15 protein-coding genes are annotated in these 20,682 nt (G+C 58.5%); 10 read left to right on the top strand and 5 right to left on the bottom strand.

Features of this window, described 5'->3' with window-relative positions:
• Nucleotide 1: 1 nt before the first annotated feature.
• Nucleotides 2–496: an SH3 domain-containing protein gene (locus WH298_RS01060; protein WP_180821976.1), complete on the bottom strand. Its 495-nt coding sequence runs from the start codon at nucleotides 494–496 to the stop codon at nucleotides 2–4.
• A gap of 484 nt (nucleotides 497–980) precedes the next feature.
• On the opposite strand from WH298_RS01060, the gene WH298_RS01055 reads away from it, so the two are divergent.
• The 10 genes from WH298_RS01055 (at nucleotide 981) to flhE (ending at nucleotide 16,648) form a co-directional block, all read left to right on the top strand.
• The gene (locus WH298_RS01055; protein WP_180821975.1) at nucleotides 981–2,201 is read left to right on the top strand and encodes a nitrate regulatory protein; all 1,221 of its coding nucleotides are present in this window, start codon (nucleotides 981–983) and stop codon (nucleotides 2,199–2,201) included.
• A 259-nt stretch (nucleotides 2,202–2,460) separates the two neighbouring features.
• Complete coding sequence (locus tag WH298_RS01050; protein WP_422616019.1) at nucleotides 2,461–3,717, top strand: CmpA/NrtA family ABC transporter substrate-binding protein; 1,257 nt, start codon at nucleotides 2,461–2,463, stop codon at nucleotides 3,715–3,717.
• Nucleotides 3,718–3,728: 11 nt separating this feature from the next.
• Nucleotides 3,729–4,601, top strand: coding sequence for a nitrate ABC transporter permease (ntrB, locus tag WH298_RS01045; protein WP_180821973.1), 873 nt, complete (start codon nucleotides 3,729–3,731; stop codon nucleotides 4,599–4,601).
• Nucleotides 4,602–4,611: 10 nt separating this feature from the next.
• Nucleotides 4,612–5,400 (top strand): ABC transporter ATP-binding protein, encoded by a 789-nt coding sequence (locus WH298_RS01040; RefSeq protein WP_180821972.1) that lies wholly within the window; start codon nucleotides 4,612–4,614, stop codon nucleotides 5,398–5,400.
• Between the two features lie 9 nt (nucleotides 5,401–5,409).
• Nucleotides 5,410–9,477 (top strand): nitrite reductase large subunit NirB, encoded by a 4,068-nt coding sequence (nirB, locus tag WH298_RS01035; protein ID WP_180821971.1) that lies wholly within the window; start codon nucleotides 5,410–5,412, stop codon nucleotides 9,475–9,477.
• Complete coding sequence (locus WH298_RS01030) at nucleotides 9,474–12,077, top strand: nitrate reductase (protein ID WP_180821970.1); 2,604 nt, start codon at nucleotides 9,474–9,476, stop codon at nucleotides 12,075–12,077. Before nirB ends, WH298_RS01030 begins: the two co-directional genes overlap by 4 nt.
• Nucleotides 12,078–12,088: 11 nt before the next feature.
• Entirely contained in the window at nucleotides 12,089–12,922 is an 834-nt protein-coding gene (gene cobA / locus WH298_RS01025; RefSeq protein WP_180821969.1) for a uroporphyrinogen-III C-methyltransferase, read from the top strand.
• A gap of 87 nt (nucleotides 12,923–13,009) precedes the next feature.
• Nucleotides 13,010–14,161, top strand: coding sequence for a flagellar biosynthesis protein FlhB (gene flhB / locus WH298_RS01020; RefSeq protein ID WP_049852051.1), 1,152 nt, complete (start codon nucleotides 13,010–13,012; stop codon nucleotides 14,159–14,161).
• Nucleotides 14,154–16,241: a flagellar biosynthesis protein FlhA gene (gene flhA / locus WH298_RS01015; RefSeq protein WP_180821968.1), complete on the top strand. Its 2,088-nt coding sequence runs from the start codon at nucleotides 14,154–14,156 to the stop codon at nucleotides 16,239–16,241. The genes flhB and flhA overlap by 8 nt, the downstream gene beginning before the upstream one ends.
• Complete coding sequence (gene flhE / locus WH298_RS01010) at nucleotides 16,241–16,648, top strand: flagellar protein FlhE (RefSeq protein ID WP_180821967.1); 408 nt, start codon at nucleotides 16,241–16,243, stop codon at nucleotides 16,646–16,648. Before flhA ends, flhE begins: the two co-directional genes overlap by 1 nt.
• Nucleotides 16,649–16,693: 45 nt before the next feature.
• Here the strand turns inward: flhE and WH298_RS01005 are convergent, their stop codons facing one another.
• The 4 genes from WH298_RS01005 to WH298_RS00990 are packed head-to-tail and all read right to left on the bottom strand — an operon-like array spanning nucleotide 16,694 to nucleotide 20,611.
• On the bottom strand, nucleotides 16,694–18,007 hold the full coding sequence (locus tag WH298_RS01005; protein WP_180821966.1) for a c-type cytochrome: 1,314 nt from the start codon (nucleotides 18,005–18,007) through the stop codon (nucleotides 16,694–16,696).
• A gap of 10 nt (nucleotides 18,008–18,017) precedes the next feature.
• Entirely contained in the window at nucleotides 18,018–19,619 is a 1,602-nt protein-coding gene (locus WH298_RS01000; protein WP_180821965.1) for a GMC family oxidoreductase, read from the bottom strand.
• Nucleotides 19,612–20,139, bottom strand: a complete 528-nt coding sequence (locus tag WH298_RS00995) for a sugar dehydrogenase complex small subunit (RefSeq protein WP_180823670.1) — start codon at nucleotides 20,137–20,139, stop codon at nucleotides 19,612–19,614. Before WH298_RS00995 ends, WH298_RS01000 begins: the two co-directional genes overlap by 8 nt.
• 16 nt (nucleotides 20,140–20,155) lie before the next feature.
• The gene (locus tag WH298_RS00990; RefSeq protein WP_180821964.1) at nucleotides 20,156–20,611 is read right to left on the bottom strand and encodes a GlcG/HbpS family heme-binding protein; all 456 of its coding nucleotides are present in this window, start codon (nucleotides 20,609–20,611) and stop codon (nucleotides 20,156–20,158) included.
• Between the last annotated feature and the right edge of the window lie 71 nt (nucleotides 20,612–20,682).

Raw genomic sequence — 20,682 nt, 5'->3', positions numbered from 1 at the left:
ATCAGTCTAAGATCCAGGTCGCGGTATCGTTAGTGCGACAAGCTTTACTGGCGCCTCCAACGGCCACACAGACCTGTTTGCTGTTACGGCGAGGACGTGGACGATCGCTACGGATGGTCGCGTCATAACGGCTGCTCTCCACGCCGGCTTTTGGCGGAATATAGCCGATCAGCTGACCATTCGGTTCATCAGCCACCGCAAGCCAGCTGTGTTCAACACGACCCAGAACTTCAAACGGTTTGGCGTTATCGAGATAGCGCACCACCTTGCCACCAAAATCAGGCGTGGTCATCACGGAAGCCGCATACAGTGCGCGATAGCTCTCATTAACCGGCGTGAACTCAGCAGGTGCTGCCACCGCATGACGATGGACCAGTTGCACGCCATTTACTTCGCTGGTTACCAGTGTGTCATCAGTAACGGGCGGCGGTGGCGCTTTACAAGCAGCCAGACTTAACACCGCGAGTAAGACAAGCACGAGACTCTTATTCACCATGATCCTCAAATTTCATCAGATTAGCTGCAGAGTAATCTGCGGCACGGGCCGGTTAGGCAGGCAGATTAGGCAGCAAGAAAGCCATCAAAAAAACAGACAGATTACAGAAAGATAGTGCTGAACTAAGTCTACCTAAGACTTTTGAGAATTCAAACCATTGCACCACGAGAAATCCCGTGCTAGCGGGTGAAAAAGCAGCGCAGGCCGATGATATAAAACACATAGTCACGGTGATAGATAAGCTCAGTTAATTTATTCGGTGCGGTAAGCGATACACGTTGGCGTAACGGCTTTTGGTGGCTGCTAGTGCCAATCATAAATGGTAAATAAGATTAATCTATTTATGTAAAATAAAAAAGATTGCCCAGGGAAACAATTTTCTTAATTTCGGAATTTCCGCGCCCGATTCTGCCGTTTTTTATCCTGGTCCGGCACGGGTTTTGCTTAATTAACTGCTTTAACCGGTAATGGGCAGGAGATAGCAATGAATCGGGCTTTAGAGTACCTGCGTGCCAGTCGCGCCAGTGAAATTGCCAGCTTGCAACGTTTGCTGCGTACCGGTGAGCAAATCACCGCCATCAGCGAGCTTGTTCACGTGCTGCAGCGTGAGCGAGGTGCCAGCAATATCTGGCTTTGCTCGGCAGGCCGGCTGTTTGGTGCGGAGCTCAAGCAGCGTGTGGCGGAGGTAGAGCAGCGCGAGCGAAGTGCGATGGCGGTACTGCCGGAGGCAGAGGCACAGCCCGGCTATAGCCGTTTTTGCATGTTGATCGCCACTGCGCTGCAGGCGCTAGACGGCTTAACGGCGCTACGTCAGCAGGTGCACAACCGCAGCGTAACGCAAGCCCAGGCGATGGACGCCTTTAATCACATTATCTGCACTCTGCTTAATCTGGTGTTTGAAGCGGCGGACACCGCCAGTGAGCCGGATATCTCACGTGCGCTCATCGCGCTATTCAGCTTTATGCAGGGTAAAGAGCTAGCGGGACAAGAACGCGCCACCGGTTCTGCAGGATTTGCTGCGGGTGAATTTAGCGAGGCACAGCGGCAGTGCATTCAGGCGTTGATTGATGCCCAGGAACAGAGTTTTGCCACTTTCAGTCAGTTTGCTGATGCCGAGAACCTGCAGCGCTGGCGCGTGATAGCCGATGCAGGCAGCCAGATTGAGCGGTTGCGACGCATCGCTTGTACCGGTGCGCAGTGTGGCGAAAATGGCGTACTGCTGTGGTTTACGCTGCTTAGCACGCGGCTTGATCAGATGAAGCAGATCGAAAATACGCTGTGTGCCACCTTGATGCGCAGCTGCCAGCGCGCGATTGCTGCCGCGCAACAGGCAGACCATCCGGCTCTCGCACCGACGGAAGATGCCAGTTTCTCGTTATATGTCGCTGGGGCCAGCTGGCTCTCCGGCAGCGAAACCACACTCGACAGCAATGGCCTTGCGCCACAACTGGGTCGATCGGTGTTAACCCTGATCCGCGAACAGGCACACCGCTTACAGGTGCAGGCCGATGAGCTGGCCATGATGCGCACCTCACTGGATGAACGTAAGATCATCGATCAAGCCAAAAGCTGGCTAATGCAGCAGCATCATTTCAGCGAGCAGGATGCGTGGCAAGCGCTGCGTAAAAGCGCCATGAATCAGAACAAACGCGTGCTGGAAATTGCCCAGGCAGTGCTGGCGGTTGCTGCGACGTTGAAGGCATAACCCGAACGAGGTAGCTGCACAAACCCTGTGCGTAGGGTGCGTCAGCACAGTGCAAATCCGGCGCTCAACGCGCAGTTTATTGCCTCTGCGCCTAATAAATCATTGAAAAATTTTTTGGCACAGGCTTTGCAATACCCTACAGACATTGCGCATTTGTTTTGCCAACGGCGGTGAAGCGAGTGCTTTGGATAAAGGCGTCCGGCCCCCTGTTTTATAGGTGGAAGGACGCCTTTTTTTATTCCTTTTTTTCAGGATGCGCATGATGAGCAAAACGCGGTTTACGGTGTCACGGCGTCAGTTTCTGGTAGGAAGTGCAGTGGTTGGCGGGAGTTATTTACTGCCGGGTTTACGCAATGCGGTGTGGGCCGCCGGTTCCGATGCGCCTGAAAAAAGCAGTGTTCGCATCGGGTTTATTCCGCTCACAGATTGCGCACCGGTGGTGATGGCGGCTGTAAAAGGTTTCGATAAAAAATATGGTCTGACGCTGCAACCGAGTAAGGAGGCCAGCTGGGCGGCGGTACGTGACAAACTTACTGCGGGCGAGCTGGATGCAGCACACGCGCTGTATGGCATGATTTATGGCCTGCAGTTGGGCATCGCCGGGCCGCAGCATGATATGGCCAATCTGATGACGCTCAACAACAACGGCCAAGCCATCACGCTGGCTAATCAGCTGAAAGATCAGAAAGTCACCGATGCAGGCAGTCTGCAAAAGCTGATCGCCAGCCAGGCGAAAGGGACGTTCACCTTTGCGCATACTTTTCCCACCAGCACCCACGCTATGTGGCTCTACTACTGGCTGGCCAACGCCGGTATCGATCCCTTTGAGGATGTCCGCACCGTGGTAGTCCCGCCGCCGCAAATGGTGATGAACATGAAGATGGGCAACATGAGCGGCTTCTGCGTTGGTGAGCCGTGGAATCAACGTGCCATCAGCGACAACATCGGCTTTACCGCGACCACCACTCAGCAAATCTGGCCGGATCATCCAGAAAAAATTCTCGCCACACGCGCGGCATGGGTGCAACAGAACCCGAACACCGCGCGTGCGCTAACCGCCGCCGTGCTGGAAGCCGCACGCTGGATCGACGCTTCTGACGATAACCGCAAAGAGACCGCGCAGGTTCTCGCTGGCCGCGCGTGGATCAATACCAAAGTGGAAACGTTGGAGGGCCGCATGCTGGGTCACTATGAAAACGGCCTCGGTCAGCGCTGGCAGGACGCGCACGGCATGCGCTTCTTCCACGACGGCGAAGTGAGTTTCCCGTGGATTTCCGACGGTATGTGGTTCCTGACGCAGATGAAGCGCTGGGGGATGGTGAAAGCCGAGCCAGATTATGCCGCGGTGGCGCGTCAGATTAACCGCATCGATATCTACAAACAGGCTGCCAGCGCGGTAGGCGGCATCGCCGTGCCAGGCAGCGACATGCGCAGCAGTAGGCTGTTCGACGGCAAAGTGTGGGACGGCAGCGATCCCGCAGCCTATGCCGACAGTTTTGCCATTAAACGCAGTTAAGCGAGGTCATGATGAAATCTGAAGCACGCACGCTCCACTCTGCGCCAATTGCCGCGCAACCTGCACAGGTGATTGCGCTCAAGGTGGCACCCGCACCGCGTCGGCGTCAACGTCGGTTACGTCCACTGCTGCAACGGCTGATCCCCGCCAGCTGCGGCATCATTCTGCTGCTGTTTGTCTGGCAACTGGCATCAATGTCGAGCAAAGGCTTTCCCACGCCGTATGCCACCTGGCAGGCTGCCGTCACGCTGTTTGCCGATCCGTTCTACAACAACGGCCCCAACGATCAGGGCATTGGCTGGAACGTGGTGGCGTCGTTGCAACGTGTGGCGATTGGCTTTGCCCTGGCAGCGCTGGTGGGCATTCCCGCAGGCTTCCTGATTGGCCGCTTCAGTTTTGTCGCGCACATGCTCAATCCGATCATTGCGCTGCTACGTCCGGTCAGTCCGCTTGCCTGGTTGCCGATTGGCCTGTTGCTGTTTCAACGTGCCGAACCGGCCTCAAGCTGGACCATCTTCATCTGCTCAATCTGGCCGATGGTGATCAATACCGCCGAAGGGGTGCAGCGTATTCCGCAAGATTACCTCAACGTTGCGCGCGTGCTACGGCTCAATGAGTGGACGGTGATGCGCCGCATTCTGTTCCCGGCGGTGCTGCCTGCGGTATTAACCGGCATGCGTTTGTCGATGGGCATCGCATGGCTGGTGATCGTTGCCGCTGAAATGCTGACCGGTGGCCTCGGCATCGGTTTCTGGATCTGGAACGAGTGGAACAACCTCAACGTAGAAAACATCCTGATCGCCATCATGGTGATTGGTGTCGTCGGGCTGCTACTTGAGCAAGCGCTGATCCTGCTGGCGCGCCGTTTTAGCTGGGATAAATAAGGAAACCCTAATGAATCCAATCATTCGCTTACAGCAGGTTAGCCAGCGCTTTACTACCGGCGGCGGCGAGTTCCTCGCTCTCGATAATGTCAGTTTTGATATCCATGAAGGGGAAACGCTCAGCCTGATTGGTCACTCCGGCTGTGGCAAATCCACGCTATTGAACCTGGTCGCCGGGTTGACGCAGCCGAGCAGCGGCGTGCTGCTGTGTGAAAACCGTGAGATTAGCGGTCCTGGTCCAGAGCGCGCCGTGGTGTTTCAAAACCATTCGCTGCTGCCGTGGCTCACGGCGTATCAAAACGTTGAGCTGGCGGTGCAGCAAGTGTTCAAAGGCCAGATGAACAAAGGCGAGATGCGTGAGTGGATAGAGCACAACCTCAACCGGGTGCAGATGGGGCATGCGATGCATAAGCGTCCATCGGAGATCTCCGGCGGCATGAAGCAACGCGTCGGCATTGCGCGAGCGCTGGCGATGAAGCCGCGCGTGCTGCTGCTGGATGAGCCGTTCGGCGCGCTGGATGCGTTAACGCGAGCCCATTTGCAGGACAGCGTGATGCGCATCCAGCAGGAGCTCAACACCACCATTGTGCTAATCACGCACGATGTGGATGAAGCAGTGCTGCTGTCCGATCGCGTGTTAATGATGACCAACGGACCCGCCGCACAGGTCGGTGACATTCTCAACATCGATTTGCTGCGTCCGCGTTCACGTGTGGCGATGGCCGATGAGCCGCGCTATCACCAACTGCGCCAGCTAATTCTGCACTTCCTGTATGAAAAGCAAACGGCAGTGGCGTAAGGAGCAAACATGGCGCAGCGACTGGTAGTGATTGGTAACGGCATGGCAGCAATGCGCATGGTAGAGGAACTGCAACAATGTTCAGCAAGTCGTTACACTGTCACGGTCATCGGCCGTGAGCCGCACGGTAATTACAACCGCGTCATGTTATCGCCGGTGTTGGCGGGTGAAAAAGCCTTTACTGACACGCTGATTCACTCACCCGAATGGTACGCCGCACACCAAGTGCAGCTGCTGATGGGGGAAGAGGCGCTGGAGGTGGATATTGATGCCCGCACGGTGCTTACCCATCGTCGCACGCTGCACTGGGACAAGCTGGTGTTCGCCTGCGGTTCGCAGCCGCGCATGCCGGATCTGCCGGGCATTGATCGCCCACAGGTGCAGGGTTTCCGCACCGTGCGTGACGTGAATATTATGCTGGCGAAGCGTGGCCCTGTTGTCGTGGTGGGTGGCGGATTTATCGGCGTGGAGGCGGCGGCGGCACTGCGCCAGCGTGGGCGCGACGTCACGCTGTTACATCATCGTCCGTGGCTGCTTGATCGCCAGCTGGATGCCCAGGCGGGTGCGCTACTTCAGCAGCATCTAACGCAGCGCGGCATTGCATGTCGGTTGAGCACGTCATTGCAATCAATTGAGGCTGATAGCGTCACGCTCAGCAATGGCGCAGTCATCGCGGCAGAACAGGTGGTGATCGCTATCGGTGTGGTGCCCGAGGTGGCGCTGGCACAGGCGGCGGGCGTGCCATGCCAGCGCGGTATTCTCGTCAACCGTCAACTGCAAAGCGCAGTGCCAGATGTTTATGCCCTCGGTGAGTGCTGCGAAATCAACGGTGAAACCTTCGGCTTGATCGCTCCCTGCCTGGCGCAGGCAGCGGTTCTGGCGGCGCAACTCGCCGGCGAACCGCTGGCTGATTTTCATTATCAGGAGCACGGTACGCGGCTTAAAGTCAGCGGCATTGAGATGTTCAGTGCAGGTGACATCAGCGAAGGCCCATCCATCATCAGTTTTGATCCTGTTCATCAGCACTATCGCCGCCTGTTTTTGCGCGATGGCATATTGCGCGGCGTGCTGCTGTTTGGCGACAGCCAGGCGGCTGGCGCGCTGCTGCTGCCCCTTCAACAGGCCGCCCGCGTGGGAATCAACGCGCTGTTCGGTCTTGACGACAACACAACGCAGCCGAGCGCTGCAGGAAGCCCGATGATGAGCAAACCTCTTCTCGCCGTGATTGGTCACGGCATGGTCAGCCACCATTTTCTCGAGCAGCTGGTCAGTCGCGAACTGCATCAGCACTATCACATTGTGGTCTACGGCGATGAGCCACAGATGGCTTACGATCGTGTGCATCTTACCGACTACTTCAATGGCAAAAGCGCCGAAGACCTGTCGCTGGTGAGTAATAACTTCTTTCAGCAATACGGCATCGAACTGCGCTGCGGCTGTGAAGTGGTGGCGATTGATACCGATAAGCGCAGCCTACGTGATGCCAGCGGCGCGGAACTGGCATGGGATAAGCTGGTGCTGGCAACCGGCTCGGTACCGTTTGTACCGCCGGTGCCTGGCCACGATGATGCGAATTGCTTTGTTTATCGCACATTGGCCGATCTGGACGCCATTGCCGATTGTGCCAAACAAGCTACGCGCGGCGTGGTGATCGGCGGCGGGCTGCTCGGTCTGGAGGCCGCCAATGCGCTGAAGCAGCTGGGGCTGGAGACGCATGTGGTGGAGTTCGCGCCACGTCTGATGGCGGTCCAGTTGGATGAGGGGGGGGCGCAGATGCTGCGCGGCAAGATCAGTGCGCTCGGCGTGCAGGTGCACACCAGCAAGCAAACAGAAGCGATCGTGCGTTTACCCGAGGGTAGCTTGCAGCTGCGCTTTGCCGACGGCAGCCTGCTCGAAACCGATCTGCTGGTGTTTTCCGCCGGTATCCGTCCGCGTGATGCGCTAGCACGGGCGGCAGGCATCCAGTTGGGCGAACGTGGCGGCATCATGATCGATGACGCTTGTGCCACCAGCGCCGCAGAGGTGTACGCAATTGGCGAGTGCGCACTGTGGCAAGGACAGATTTTTGGTCTGGTTGCCCCGGGCTATCAAATGGCGCGCGTGCTGGCGGCGCAGCTGGCACAGGAACAACTGGCATTCAGAGGCGCCGATATGAGCACCAAGCTCAAGCTGCTCGGCGTAGAAGTGGCGTCGTTTGGCGATGCACATGGCCGCACCGCCGACAGCCAAAGCTATCAGTGGATCGACAATCCCAAAGGCATTTACAAAAAACTGGTGGTGTGCAAAGAGGGTAAAACCCTGCTTGGCGGCGTGCTGGTGGGCGACAGCAGTGATTATGCGAGCCTGCTGCAGATGATGCTCAATCAGCTACCGCTACCGGAAGCGCCCGAAAGCCTGATTCTGCCACAGCTGGCTGGCGCGCCAGCGAAAGCGCCTGGCGTGGCGGCATTGCTCGCTAGCGCACAAATCTGTTCATGCCATAACGTCAGCAAGGCGGACATTTGCAGCGCGGTGCAGAGCGGCTGTGGCGATATGGCGGCGATAAAAAGCTGCACGAAAGCCGCCACTGGCTGCGGCGGCTGTACGGCATTGGTCAAACAGGTGATGGAGTTCCAGCTCGCCAGTCAGGGCGTGGAAGTGAAGAAGGATATCTGTGAGCACTTTGCCTGGTCACGCCAGGAGCTGTATCACTTGATTCGCGTTGGTAACATCACCCGCTTTGAACAGCTGTTACAGCTCCACGGACGCGGTTACGGCTGTGAAGTGTGCAAGCCGCTGGTGGGTTCGCTGCTGGCGTCGTGCTGGAATGACTATCTGCTTAAACCGCAACATCTGCCGCTGCAGGACACCAACGATCGCTACTTTGCCAATATTCAGAAAGACGGCACCTATTCGGTGGTACCGCGCGTGCCGGCCGGTGAGATCACGCCGCAGGGGTTGATGGCAATTGGCGAAGTGGCAGCTCGCTACGATCTCTACACCAAAATCACCGGCGGTCAGCGCATCGACCTGTTCGGTGCGCGCCTCGATCAGCTGCCGGATATCTGGGAGCGGCTGATTGCGGCGGGCTTCGAAACCGGTCACGCCTACGGCAAATCGCTGCGCACGGTAAAATCCTGCGTTGGATCCACCTGGTGTCGTTATGGCGTGCAGGACTCCACCGCCTTCGCCATTGCGCTGGAGAATCGCTACAAAGGGCTGCGCGCACCCCACAAAATTAAAATGGCGGTCTCTGGCTGCACGCGTGAGTGTGCTGAAGCGCAAAGCAAAGACATTGGCGTGATTGCCACCGATAAGGGCTGGAACCTTTATGTCTGCGGTAACGGCGGCATGAAGCCGCGCCATGCCGATCTGTTCGCCAGCGATCTCGATGATGAAACCTTACTGCGCTATGTCGATCGCATTCTGATGTTCTACGTGCGTACCGCCGATCGTCTGCAACGCACCAGCGTGTGGATGGATAACATGGAAGGCGGGCTGGCTTATCTGCGTCAGGTGGTGATCGATGATTCACTCGGCATTGCCGCGCTGCTGGAACAGGAGATGCAGCAGGTGGTGGATCGTTATCAGTGCGAATGGCACAGCACGCTGCAGGATCCTTCGCGTCGTGCGCTGTTTACCGCCACCATCAACAGCCAGCAGCCTGACGAAACCCTCAACTATGTGCAGGTACGCGGCCAGCGTCAGCCTGCGGCGCTGGAGATCATCCCCGCCACCACCTTGCCCGCTGAACCCTGGAGCGCAATTTGTGATGCCGATGCCATTCCACCTTCTGCCGGGATTGGCGCACGCCTCGGCGGTCAGCGCGTGGCCTTGTTCCGCTTCGGCGACGCAATTTATGCGCTGGAAGATATTGAACCCGGCACCTCAGCCAGCGTGCTTTCACGCGGTATTCTCGGCGATGTAGCGGGTGAGCCAGTGGTGATTTCACCGCTCTATAAACAGCGTGTGCGGCTACGCGACGGGCAAAGTCTCGATAACGCTGAGCATCAGCTGCGCTGCTGGCCGGTGCGCGTGGAGGGCGGCAAAGTGTGGCTCGGTCATCAGCCGATTCTCACGCTGGCGGCGGCATCATGAAAACCACCTGTCCGTACTGCGGCGTAGGCTGCGGCGTGGAGGTGAACGCGTTGGATGCGCCGGTCAGTGGCGATCGCCAGCATCCGGCTAATTTGGGTCGGCTGTGTGTGAAAGGTTCGACGTTAGGCGACACACTGACGCACGAGGGGCGTTTGCTGTGGCCGCAGATTAACGGTCAGCGTGTCAGCATGGATGCTGCGCTGGATCATGTGGCAAGCGAATTTCGTCGCATTATCGATCGGCATGGCCCGCAGGCGGTGGCCTTTTACGGCTCGGGGCAGCTGTTAACAGAGGATTATTACACCGCCAATAAGCTGATGAAGGGCTTTATTGGTGCAGCCAATATCGATACCAATTCGCGTTTATGTATGGCCTCAGCGGTAATCGGTTACAAGCGTGCCTTTGGCGCCGACGCCGTGCCGTGCTGCTATGACGATTTCGAACAGGCAGATCTGGTGGTACTGGTGGGATCTAACGCAGCGTGGGCGCATCCGGTGGCGTGGCAGCGCCTGGTGCAGGCTAAAGCCAATCGCCCGGAGATGCAGCTGATCGTGATCGATCCACGTCGCACCGCCAGTTGTGACATTGCCGACCTGCATTTGGCGCTGCAGCCGGGGTCGGATAGTGCACTGTTTGCCGGTCTGCTGAACTGGCTGGTACATCATGACGGCGTGGATGCCAGCATGTTGCCGCATCTGACGAATGTGGAAAGCACCTTAGCCGCCTGTGAAGCGTGGGATGTGGTGGCGGTAGCACAGGCTTGCCAGCTGAACGAGCGCGACATCCTCGCTTTTTGGCAGCAGTTTAATGCGCAGTCGCGGGTGCTGACGTTGTGGTGCATGGGCATCAATCAATCGCAAACCGGTAGCGATAACAATAACGCCATCCTCAATGCCCATCTGCTCACCGGCAAGATCGGCCGTGCCGGCTGCGGCCCGTTTTCGCTGACCGGACAGCCGAACGCCATGGGCGGACGTGAAGTGGGCGGTTTAGCCAATCAGCTGGCGGCGCATATGGGTTTTAGTGCGCAAGAGGTTGATAGGCTAGCGCGTTTCTGGGGTAGCGAACGCATTGCGCGCCAGCCCGGACTGACGGCGCTAAATCTGTTTAACGCCATTGAACGGGGTGACGTGAAAGCCGTGTGGATTATGGGCACCAATCCGGCGGTTTCTATGCCGGAAGGCAATCGCGTGGCCCAGGCGCTGGCGAACTGCGAGTTGGTGGTGGTATCGGAAGTCAGTGCACAAAGCGATACCGCGCGGTTTGCCGACGTGCTGTTACCGGCCCAGGCGTGGGGTGAGAAAAATGGCACGGTGACCAACTCCGAACGGCGTATTTCTCGTCAGCGCAGTTTTAGCGCGCCTGCAGGCGAAGCAAAGGCTGATTGGTGGCTGCTGGCACAGGTGGCGCAGCGCCTCGGTTTTGCTGCGGCGTTTGCCTGGCAGCATCCGAGCGAGATTTTTGCCGAACACGCCGCGCTTTCGGGCTTTGAGAATCAGGGTACGCGCGCATTTGATATCAGTGCATTAGCGCCAATTACGCGCGAGCAGTATGACCAACTTGAGCCAGTGCAGTGGCCAATCAATGGCAATGCCCCCAGCGGCACTGCGCGACTGTTTGCCGAGCGCCACTTTTTTCATGCCGACGGTAAAGCACGTCTACTGCCACCGGCAATGCCCGTCAAAAACCTCACCAATCAGCACTATCCGTTGTTGATGAACACCGGTCGCATCCGCGATCAGTGGCACACCATGACGCGTACCGGCAATGTGCCGCGTCTGATGCAGCATTTCGATGAGCCGTTTGTGGCCCTGCATCCACTCGATGCGGCGGCACACGGTTTGAGTCATGGCGACGTCACGCGCGTGCAGTCGGCGCTAGGGTGGTGGAGTGGGCGCGTGACCATCGATAACGGACTCAGGCGCGGGCAGCTCTTTGTGCCGATGCACTGGACTCGACAGTTCAGCGGCCAGGCTAATGTCGACGGATTAGTGGCGGCCAGCTGCTGCCCTGATTCGGGTCAACCGGCATTAAAACAGACCGCGGTGCGTTTACAGCCGCTACGTCCTCAATGGCAAGGTTGGCTCTGGCTGCCGCACATCATCACGCCGCCGCAGCTGCTCTATTGGTCGCGTGCGCCGCAGTCCGCGGTGCAGCGCTATGTCCTGGCGGGCTGCACAAATGCCGGCGAATGGCTGATGCAGCTGCCGGGTTTGTCACAGCTGCAATGGCAGCAGGCGCAGGCGGGGCAGCAGCTGCATATGCTGGGCTGGCGTGAAGGCGAGCTGGCGTGCGCATTCTATGTCGCGCCGTGGTTGCCGGAGATCGACCATCAATTTGTCGCGCAGGCCTTCAGCCATGCGCCGGATTCGCCGCAGCAGCGGCATGCGCTTTTGGGTGGACGGCCCGCTCAGGGCACTCGCCAAGGGCGCACACTCTGTAGCTGCTTTGGCGTGGGGGAAGTGGCGATCCGCCAGGCAATCGCACAGGGCTGCGACTCTCCGGCAGCGCTCGGGGCGGCGCTGAAGTGCGGCACTAACTGTGGCTCCTGCCTTCCGGAGCTGAAACAACTGATCTCATCCCTGCGCGTGGCGCAGTAACGGAAAACACCATGACGCAAGCCAGTGAATCCCTTGAACAGTTGTTTAATCCCTCAGGCAGTGAGCAACCGCAAGGCTGCGTCTGGTTGGTCGGTGCCGGACCGGGAGACGTCGAGCTACTGACGCTTAAAGCCTGGCGATTGATCAAGCACGCTGATGCGGTGGTGTATGACCGCTTAGTGAGTGAGGCGATCATGGCGGAAGTGCCGGCGAGCACGCTGGCGATTGATGTGGGTAAACAGCCCGGTAGCCACGGCTTAAAGCAGGAGCAGATTAATCAACTGCTGGTGGATTTAGCCCGAAGCGGTCGGCAAGTGGTGCGACTAAAAGGCGGTGATCCCTTTATCTTTGGACGCGGCGGCGAAGAGATGCTGTGCCTGCAACAAGCCGGGATAGGTTGCCAGATAGTGCCTGGCATCACTGCGGCAGCGGGATGTGCGGCGAGTAGCGGCATTCCCTTAACGCATCGTGATTGTGCGCAGTCGCTGCGGTTGATTACCGGTCACGGTAAAAGCGGCGAACCGCAGCTGGCGGATGCCAGTTTGGCCGCAGAAAATCAGACGCTGGTGTTTTACATGGGGCTGAAGTGGAGTGCCAGCATCAGCGCACAACTTCAGGCGCACGGGCGCAGCGCGCAGACGCCGGTGGCAATCATTGAGAATGGCACACGGGCCGATCAGCGCGTGCTCATCACCACGCTTGCCGAGCTACCGCAGACGGTGCTACGCGAACAAGCGCGTTCACCTGCGCTGTTGCTGGTGGGCGACGTAGTGCGCTTCTATCGCCCGCCCGCCACCCTGCAAACTCACGCGCAGCAGAGCGCAATTTCACTTATGGCTAAATAAACTCACATTTCTCCCCTTTAATCCGCGCTTTAGCCTGAGCGGGTTTTGGCATTCTATGCTCAGAATTCCTGCCAGCTGAGGTGCGTTGTGGCTGAAGAGAGTAACGAGGACAAAACAGAATCGCCCACACCCCACCGACTTGAAAAAGCGCGTGAGGAGGGGCAGATTCCGCGTTCGCGCGAGCTGACTTCAGTGATGATGCTGTTGATTGGGCTACTGATTTTGTGGGTCGGCGGTAACAGCATGGCGGAGCGCCTGGCGAGCATGGTGGCCACCGGTTTTCGTTTTGATCACGGCATGGTAAGCGATGACAAGGTGATTATTGGCCACATCGGCAGCCTGATTAAACAAGCGGTGATTGCGCTGCTGCCGCTGATGGGCGGTTTAGTGGTGGTGGCCCTTGCCGGACCGATGGCGTTGGGTGGTCTCAACTTCAGCGGTAAATCCATCAAGTTCGATCTCAAGAAGCTCAATCCGTTAACCGGCATCGGCCGCATGTTCTCCGGACAAACCGCGGCCGAGTTGGTGAAGTCGATCATGAAAGCGGTACTGGTTGGCGTGGTCGCCGGTTGGTACATCTGGAGCCATTGGGAAGAGATGCTGCGCCTGATGAGCGAATCGCCGGTCAACGCGCTGCACCACGGTCTAACGCTGATGGCCGCCTGCTGCGGGCTGATCATGCTGGGATTGTTCCCGATGGTCGGTTTTGACGTGTTCTGGCAGCTCTACAGCTACTTCAAAAAACTGAAGATGACGCGTCAGGAAATCCGCGACGAACACAAGCAAAACGAGGGCGATCCGCACGTCAAAGGGCGTATTCGTCAGGCGATGCGGGCCGCCGCACGTCGCCGCATGATGGCCGATGTGCCCACAGCGGATGTCATCGTCACTAACCCGACGCACTACTCGGTGGCGCTAAAATATCAGGAAGGCAAGATGAACGCGCCAAAAGTGGTAGCGAAAGGCGCGGGTGATATCGCACTGAAAATTCGTGAATTAGCCAAAGAGCACCGCATCCCGATTCTGGAAGCGCCGCCGCTGGCGCGTGCGCTGTATCGACACACGGAAATAGGCCAGTTTATTCCCGGCGCGCTGTATGGCGCGGTGGCAGAAGTGCTGGCCTGGGTTTGGCAGCTACGACGCTGGAAGCGTGAAGGCGGCCTGATTCCAAACAAACCAAAAAACCTGCCGGTTCCGGCAGACATGGACTTTGCAGGAGAGAACAGAAACGATGGCTAATTTAGCCGAGAAGCTGCGTTTACCGGGCAACTTTAAAGACACGCAATGGCAGGTGCTGGCGGGGCCGGTACTGATCATGTTGATCCTGTCGATGATGGTGCTGCCGTTACCCGCATTCATTCTTGACCTGCTGTTCACCTTTAACATTGCGCTGTCGATCATGGTGCTGCTGGTGGCGATGTTTACCCAGCGCACGCTGGAGTTCGCCGCATTCCCGACCATTCTACTGTTCTCGACGCTGCTGCGTCTGGCACTGAACGTCGCTTCCACGCGTATCATCCTGCTGGAAGGTCACACCGGCGCCGATGCCGCCGGACGCGTGGTGGAAGCCTTTGGTCACTTCCTCGTCGGCGGCAACTTCGCTATCGGTATCGTGGTGTTCATCATCCTCGTTATCATCAACTTCATGGTCATCACCAAAGGTGCTGGACGTATCGCCGAAGTCGGCGCGCGTTTCGTGCTGGATGGTATGCCAGGTAAGCAGATGGCGATCGATGCCGACCTCAATGCCGGTTTGATTGGTGAACAAGAAGCCAAACAACGCCGTACCGAAGTGACGCAGGAAGCCGATTTCTACGGCTCGATGGACGGTGCGAGTAAGTTCGTGCGCGGTGATGCCATCGCCGGCATCCTGATCATGGTGATTAACATCATCGGCGGCCTGCTGGTCGGCGTGGTGCAGCACGGTATGGATCTCGGTCACGCCGGTGAAACCTACACGCTGTTAACCATCGGTGACGGCCTGGTAGCGCAGATCCCCGCGCTGGTGATTTCCACCGCGGCAGGTGTCATCGTGACGCGCGTGGGCACCGATCAGGATGTCGGCGAGCAGATGGTGACCCAGCTGTTTAAAAATCCGCGTGTGCTGATGTTGAGCGGCGGCGTGATTGGTTTGCTCGGTCTGGTGCCGGGCATGCCGAACCTGGTGTTCCTGCTGTTCACCGCTGCGCTGTTGGGCCTGGCTTGGTGGCTGCGCGGTCGTGAAATGCAGCCGAAGAAACCCGCAGAATCCTCAGGTTTGGTGAAACCTCAGGAGACGCCAGCCACCGTGGAGGCGTCATGGACCGATGTGCAGCTGGAAGATTCGCTGGGGATGGAAGTGGGCTATCGTCTGATTCCGATGGTCGATCACCTGCAAAACGGCGAACTGCTGGGCCGCATCCGCAGTATTCGTAAGAAGGTGGCGCAGGAGGTCGGTTTCCTGCCGCCGGTGGTGCATATCCGTGACAACATGGAGCTACCGCCCGCGCGTTATCGCATCCTGATGAAAGGGGTGGAGATTGGCAGCGGTGATGCCTATCCGGGCCGCTGGATGGCGATCAATCCAGGCACCGCCGCCGGTTCGTTGCCGGGTGAGCCGACCGTCGATCCGGCCTTTGGTCTGGCGGCGATCTGGATCGATAGCGCATTGAAAGAGCAGGCGCAGATTCAGGGCTTTACCGTGGTTGAAGCCAGCACTGTGGTAGCAACCCACCTTAATCATCTGATTGGCCAATACGCCAGCGAGCTGTTTGGTCGTCAGGAAGCGCAGCAGCTGTTGGATCGCGTCACCCAGGAGATGCCGAAGCTGACCGAGGATCTGGTGCCGGGCGTCATCACCCTGACCACACTGCACAAAGTGCTGCAAAACCTGCTGACCGAACGCGTATCGATTCGCGACATGCGCACCATTATTGAGACGCTGGCGGAACATGCGCCAGTGCAGAACGATCCTCAAGAGTTGACCAGCGTGGTCCGCGTGGCGCTGGGACGTGCCATCACCCAGCAATGGTTCCCGGGTAACGGCGAAGTGCAGGTGATTGGCCTCGATGCCACGCTGGAGCGTCTGCTGCTGCAGGCATTGCAGGGCGGCGGTGGACTCGAGCCGGGTCTGGCCGATCGCTTACTGGTGCAGGCGCAAGGTGCGCTGCAGCAGCAAGAGATGGCGGGCGCGCCGCCGGTGTTGCTGGTGAATCATCCGCTGCGTGCGCTGCTGGCGCGCTTCCTGCGCCGCAATCTGCCGCAGCTGATCGTGCTGTCGAATATGGAACTGACCGACAACCGTCAGATCCGCATGACCGCCACCATTGGAGGCAAGTAATGCGCCGCTGGTGCTGGGCATTAATGATGTTGCCGATAATGGCGTTGCCGCTCGCGGCCAACGCGGCCAGCGGTGCCTGGACCGCCAACGCCAGCGGCCCCAGCCTCGGCGTGCGCGGTAACTGGCTGAAGACGCCGGCGCTGCGTGCGCCGTCATCCGCACCGGGCACTATTTCTGTGGTGAACTGGCGCTATCAGCTTAGCCGTCCTGCGCCGTCGGGTTTGCTGGTGCGCTTATGTGCCGCCGATCGCTGTGTCGAAATCGAAGGGGCCAGCGGCAGTACGCGGGGTTTAGCCAACGTCGCCGCAGAAGAGACGCTGCATCTGGCCTTTGGTTTTCAGGGCAAGGGCGCATTGCCGCCGGGCTTGCGCGTGGTGAGCAGTGAAGTGACGGTGAATTATCAGTAACCACTAAACTATCGGCGACGCTTATGGCGCCGCCGATAGTCTCAATTAAGGCTTATCCCCCTGACTGAAGAGGGGTGGATAAGCCAGCTTTGCATCCTGCCTTAATTCCTTAACCTGCTTCGCACTCACCTTAGCTGCTGCCGGATTACCAAACTGCTGACTGACAAAGTTACTGACGTCAGCCACTTGCTGATCGCTCAGCTCCGGCGCAAAGGCGGGCATAAACACGTCGCCTTCCGTCATGTGACGATGCACACCGTTGAGGATCACTGACACCACGTTGGGTGCATCTGTCGCACCGGTGCTGGTGTGGTGGAACAGCGATGGATAAGCATGGAAGCCCGTGCCCGATCCCGCACCTTCCGCACCGTGACAGCTGGCGCAGTTACCGGCAAACAGCACCGCGCCGGGTTGCGCGTTGCGCGTTGCGTCATCTGCGCCGCGCAGTGCAATCAACGCGGTTGACGCTTGTCCCCAGCTATCACGCGGCTTGGTTTGCTGCTTATCCGCCTGTGGCTTGACGCTGCGTAGATAGGTAGCGATATCTTGCAAGTCACTGTCCGGCAGATATTGCAGGCTGTGCTCAATCGCTTCGGCCATCGGGCCGGAGGCGCTGGCTTTGTTAGCGACAAACCCGGTTTTCAGGTAGGTCACCAGCTGCTGCTGGCTCCAGTTGCCAATGCCCGCCTGCTTGTCCGGTGTAATGTTGTACGCCGTCCAGCCACCGAGATCGCCACCGGCCAGCGCGTGATCGCTGTCCATGCCCATGGTCAAATTACGCGGCGTATGACAGGTGCCGCAGTGCGCCAGCGCTTCGACCAGATAGCGACCGTTATTCCACTGCGCGCTCTGCTGCGCATCGTTCTGTAATTCGCCCTTATCAAAGTTAAACCACTTCCAGAAGCGCATGCCCCAACGCTGGTTGAATGGGAACGGCAGGTCGGTTTGGGGTGAGGCCTGATGTACCGGCGGCATCGACAGTAAATAGGCTTTAATCGCCAGCACATCGTCGCGCTTCATTTTGGTGAAGGAGTCATACGGCATTGCCGGATAGAGCTGCTCACCGTTTTTGCCAATGCCGTCGCGTACCGCGGCAACAAACTGATCGTCACTCCAGCTACCAATTCCGAACTGCTTATCGGCGGAGATATTGCTGCCCCAGATCTGACCGAAAGGCGTACTGACGGCAAAGCCGCCGCCAAACAGCGGACCGTTGGTGGCGGTATGGCAAGCGGTACAGTCGCTGGCGCGTGCCAGATATTCACCGCGTTTAATCTGCGCGGCGTTGTCTGCCGCCTGAGCCACGGCACACTGCATCAGGACCAGCGCGATAGCGGCCTGAAGAAATACAGGTTTCATCGGGTAGTCCTTATAAGCTTGCCAGCACGCTGTCGGCCATGCGTAGCGCCAGCGCGGTGCCGGTCAGGGTGGAGTTCACCGTCGACGCTGAGGGCATAATGCCGGTGCCGGCGATAAACAGGTTCGGGTGGTCGTGAGTTCGGCAGTGGCCATCCACCACCGAATCCTGCGGATTGCTGCCCATGATCATGGTGCCGGTGATGTGCTGATTGTTGTCGTAAACCCCGCGTGGGCTGTAAATCGCCTCCGTTCCGCCCATCTGTTTAACCATGCGTTGGAAGTCGACCATTGACTGGTCATAGCCGCGATGCACGTATTCCGGGAAGCTGTAATGAACCTCGAGACGAGGAATGCCCCAGGCATCCTTTTCCGTTTTGCTTAGGGTGACGCGGTTCTGCGGTTCCGGCAGCATCTCCAGCAGGCACTTCAGCTGGACAAAACGCTCGGCCTGGAAAGCCAGCTTGTCATTGAGCGCCTGGCCGTAATAACCCTGACGCACCAGGCGTTCGGTGAGATAGCGCACCGGCGAGGTGTTGGAGAGGTCGATACGCAGCGCCGAACGTTCAGCGCGGAAATCACCGTCACGCAGATTATTGATACTGCCGGGACGCATTGGGCCACGACCAAACCACACCGGCTCATCGGCGTAAAACTCTACCGACGATCCTGGATGATCCATCAGATTACGCCCCACCATACCGGAACGATTTGCGATGCCGTCCGGATAGCGTTCGCTGGTGGAGAGCAGCAGGATTTTCGGGCTCTCAATGCCGTTCGCCGTCAGGACAAACTGTTTGCCGGTGACGCGATGGCGCACTTTGTTTTGATCGAGGTAATGCACCGCCTGAATGGTGCCTTTATCGTCGGCTTCAATGCGAAACACCACCGCGTTGGTGACAATTTTCACCCCGGCATCCAGCGCCTTGCGTGCCGCTATGCCGCCGTGATACTGCGCATCAATCGGGCACACTGGCATGCAGTTATTATTGCCGCAGCAGGCTGGACGACCGTCATAGGCGATGCTGTTGCGCGCCTGTGGACCAATGCCAACCTCATAACCCAGCGGACCGAGACGCTGCTTCAGGCGATCAAAACCGTACGGCAGCGGAATGCCTGGCAGTGGGTAAGGACGTGAGCGTGGAGAAGCCAGATCGCTGTCGCCGGATACGCCCATCTGATACTCGGCGTCACAGTAATAAGGCTCCAGCTCGGCATAGCTGATCGGCCAGTCACGACCAACGCCGTATAGCGACTGAATACGCATATCGTTGGGTAACAGGCGGAACGCCTGGCCAGCCCAGTGCCATGTGGTGCCGCCGGTACCGCGCAAATACTGGGCGCGATAGGGATCGGGGCCTTTCTGGATCAGATAGTTATTATCGCTGGGAATAAATTTCGGCTGCGGTGCCCACGGCTGCGGTGGATAGGGTTCAGTGAAGTCGCCTTTAAACGGCGAGTTGCGGAAATATTCCACCGCGCGGTCGCGTTTGATCTCCGGCCCGGACTCCAGCATCAGCACCGACGCGCCAGCGTTGGCCATCTTCAGTGCCGCCAGTGAACCGGCAATACCGGCGCCAATCACCACCACATCGGCGCTTAATGAATCAGACATGTGCTCTCCTTGCTGGCGGTTGCGTCCAGAAGTTAGGTTGCCCCGGCGCGTAGCTCGGTGGTAACAGCCAATCGCGTACCCGCTGATAGCTGACAATATTTTCGAAGGCGATGCATTGCGGCCGTGGCAGCGGGCCGACGACGCCCAGATACCAACCGGAAACCAGCGCCTGATAAAGGTCGTTCAATGCCTTGGGCTGGGAGCTCAACAGCGTCAATAGCGTGCTGCCGTTGGCGGCGGGCTGCTGCTGCAATAGCGTGCTGAGCGTATCGAGTTGGCTATCAAGCTGCGGGACATGCTCGTGCAGCCAGCTGTACAGGCGCTGGGCCAGTAGAGTATCCGGCTGTTCCAGCCCGGTGAGAGTGATGGAGATTGCGCGAAAACTCGCGGAGGGCGCAACCGCGGCGGCCAGCGGGGGGGCCGCGAAAGCGAGGTTGCCGGGCAGCACCTGCGTCAGGACGCCAGCCACCAGCAGGCCCGCCGTGCCGGTCAATAGCCGGCGGCGTGAAAGAGTCATCAGAAAAGATTCCTTGAAGTTACTTCAGCGCCTGAGCGGCAGCCTCTGAAGCCTGATTATCCAGTTCCTGTTTGGGGGTGCTGACGCCGACGGCGCCGACCACTTCACTCTGCAGCTGGAGCGGGAAGCCCCCGCCGAGTGCGACGGCATGCGGGATGGCGAGAACGGTGGTTTCACCGCTCTGCAAACGCTGCATAAATTTCAGTGAGGGGGCGTGATACAGCGCCGAGGTGCGGGCTTTACCTATTGCGGCATCCACACAACCCGGCGACGCGCCGTCAAGGCGCTGGAAGGCCAGCAGCGTGCCGCTGGCATCGACCACCGCCACGCAGCCGGTACTGTGTTGCGCGCTGATGCTATTTTTCACACTGGTCATGACCTGGTTGGTGTGGCTGGCGTCCAGCGCGGCGGCGCTGGCCTGGCCGATACCCGCTGCCAGCAGCAGGGAAAGGGCGACAGATGCTCTACTCTTCATTTTTTGCTTCCGATATTTATTGTTTTAAACGTGCTTCTCGTCTCGCTTACGCTACGCTGTTGCAAAAATGT

The sequence above is a fragment of the Pantoea nemavictus genome, assembly GCF_037479095.1.
Lineage (GTDB): Bacteria > Pseudomonadota > Gammaproteobacteria > Enterobacterales > Enterobacteriaceae > Pantoea > Pantoea nemavictus.
Note: the sequence above shows the minus strand (reverse complement) of the source record. Positions and strands in the feature narration are given on the sequence as shown.

Excerpts from the sequence above, each read along its gene's own strand:
- WH298_RS01060 (WP_180821976.1), bottom strand. The coding sequence starts at position 496 with ATGGTGAATAAGAGTCTCGTGCTTGTCTTACTCGCGGTGTTAAGTCTG.
- WH298_RS01055 (WP_180821975.1), top strand. The coding sequence starts at position 981 with ATGAATCGGGCTTTAGAGTACCTGCGTGCCAGTCGCGCCAGTGAAATT.
- WH298_RS01050 (WP_422616019.1), top strand. The coding sequence starts at position 2,461 with ATGATGAGCAAAACGCGGTTTACGGTGTCACGGCGTCAGTTTCTGGTA.
- ntrB (WP_180821973.1), top strand. The coding sequence starts at position 3,729 with ATGAAATCTGAAGCACGCACGCTCCACTCTGCGCCAATTGCCGCGCAA.
- WH298_RS01040 (WP_180821972.1), top strand. The coding sequence starts at position 4,612 with ATGAATCCAATCATTCGCTTACAGCAGGTTAGCCAGCGCTTTACTACC.
- nirB (WP_180821971.1), top strand. The coding sequence starts at position 5,410 with ATGGCGCAGCGACTGGTAGTGATTGGTAACGGCATGGCAGCAATGCGC.
- WH298_RS01030 (WP_180821970.1), top strand. The coding sequence starts at position 9,474 with ATGAAAACCACCTGTCCGTACTGCGGCGTAGGCTGCGGCGTGGAGGTG.
- cobA (WP_180821969.1), top strand. The coding sequence starts at position 12,089 with ATGACGCAAGCCAGTGAATCCCTTGAACAGTTGTTTAATCCCTCAGGC.
- flhA (WP_180821968.1), top strand. The coding sequence starts at position 14,154 with ATGGCTAATTTAGCCGAGAAGCTGCGTTTACCGGGCAACTTTAAAGAC.
- flhE (WP_180821967.1), top strand. The coding sequence starts at position 16,241 with ATGCGCCGCTGGTGCTGGGCATTAATGATGTTGCCGATAATGGCGTTG.
- WH298_RS01005 (WP_180821966.1), bottom strand. The coding sequence starts at position 18,007 with ATGAAACCTGTATTTCTTCAGGCCGCTATCGCGCTGGTCCTGATGCAG.
- WH298_RS01000 (WP_180821965.1), bottom strand. The coding sequence starts at position 19,619 with ATGTCTGATTCATTAAGCGCCGATGTGGTGGTGATTGGCGCCGGTATT.
- WH298_RS00990 (WP_180821964.1), bottom strand. The coding sequence starts at position 20,611 with ATGAAGAGTAGAGCATCTGTCGCCCTTTCCCTGCTGCTGGCAGCGGGT.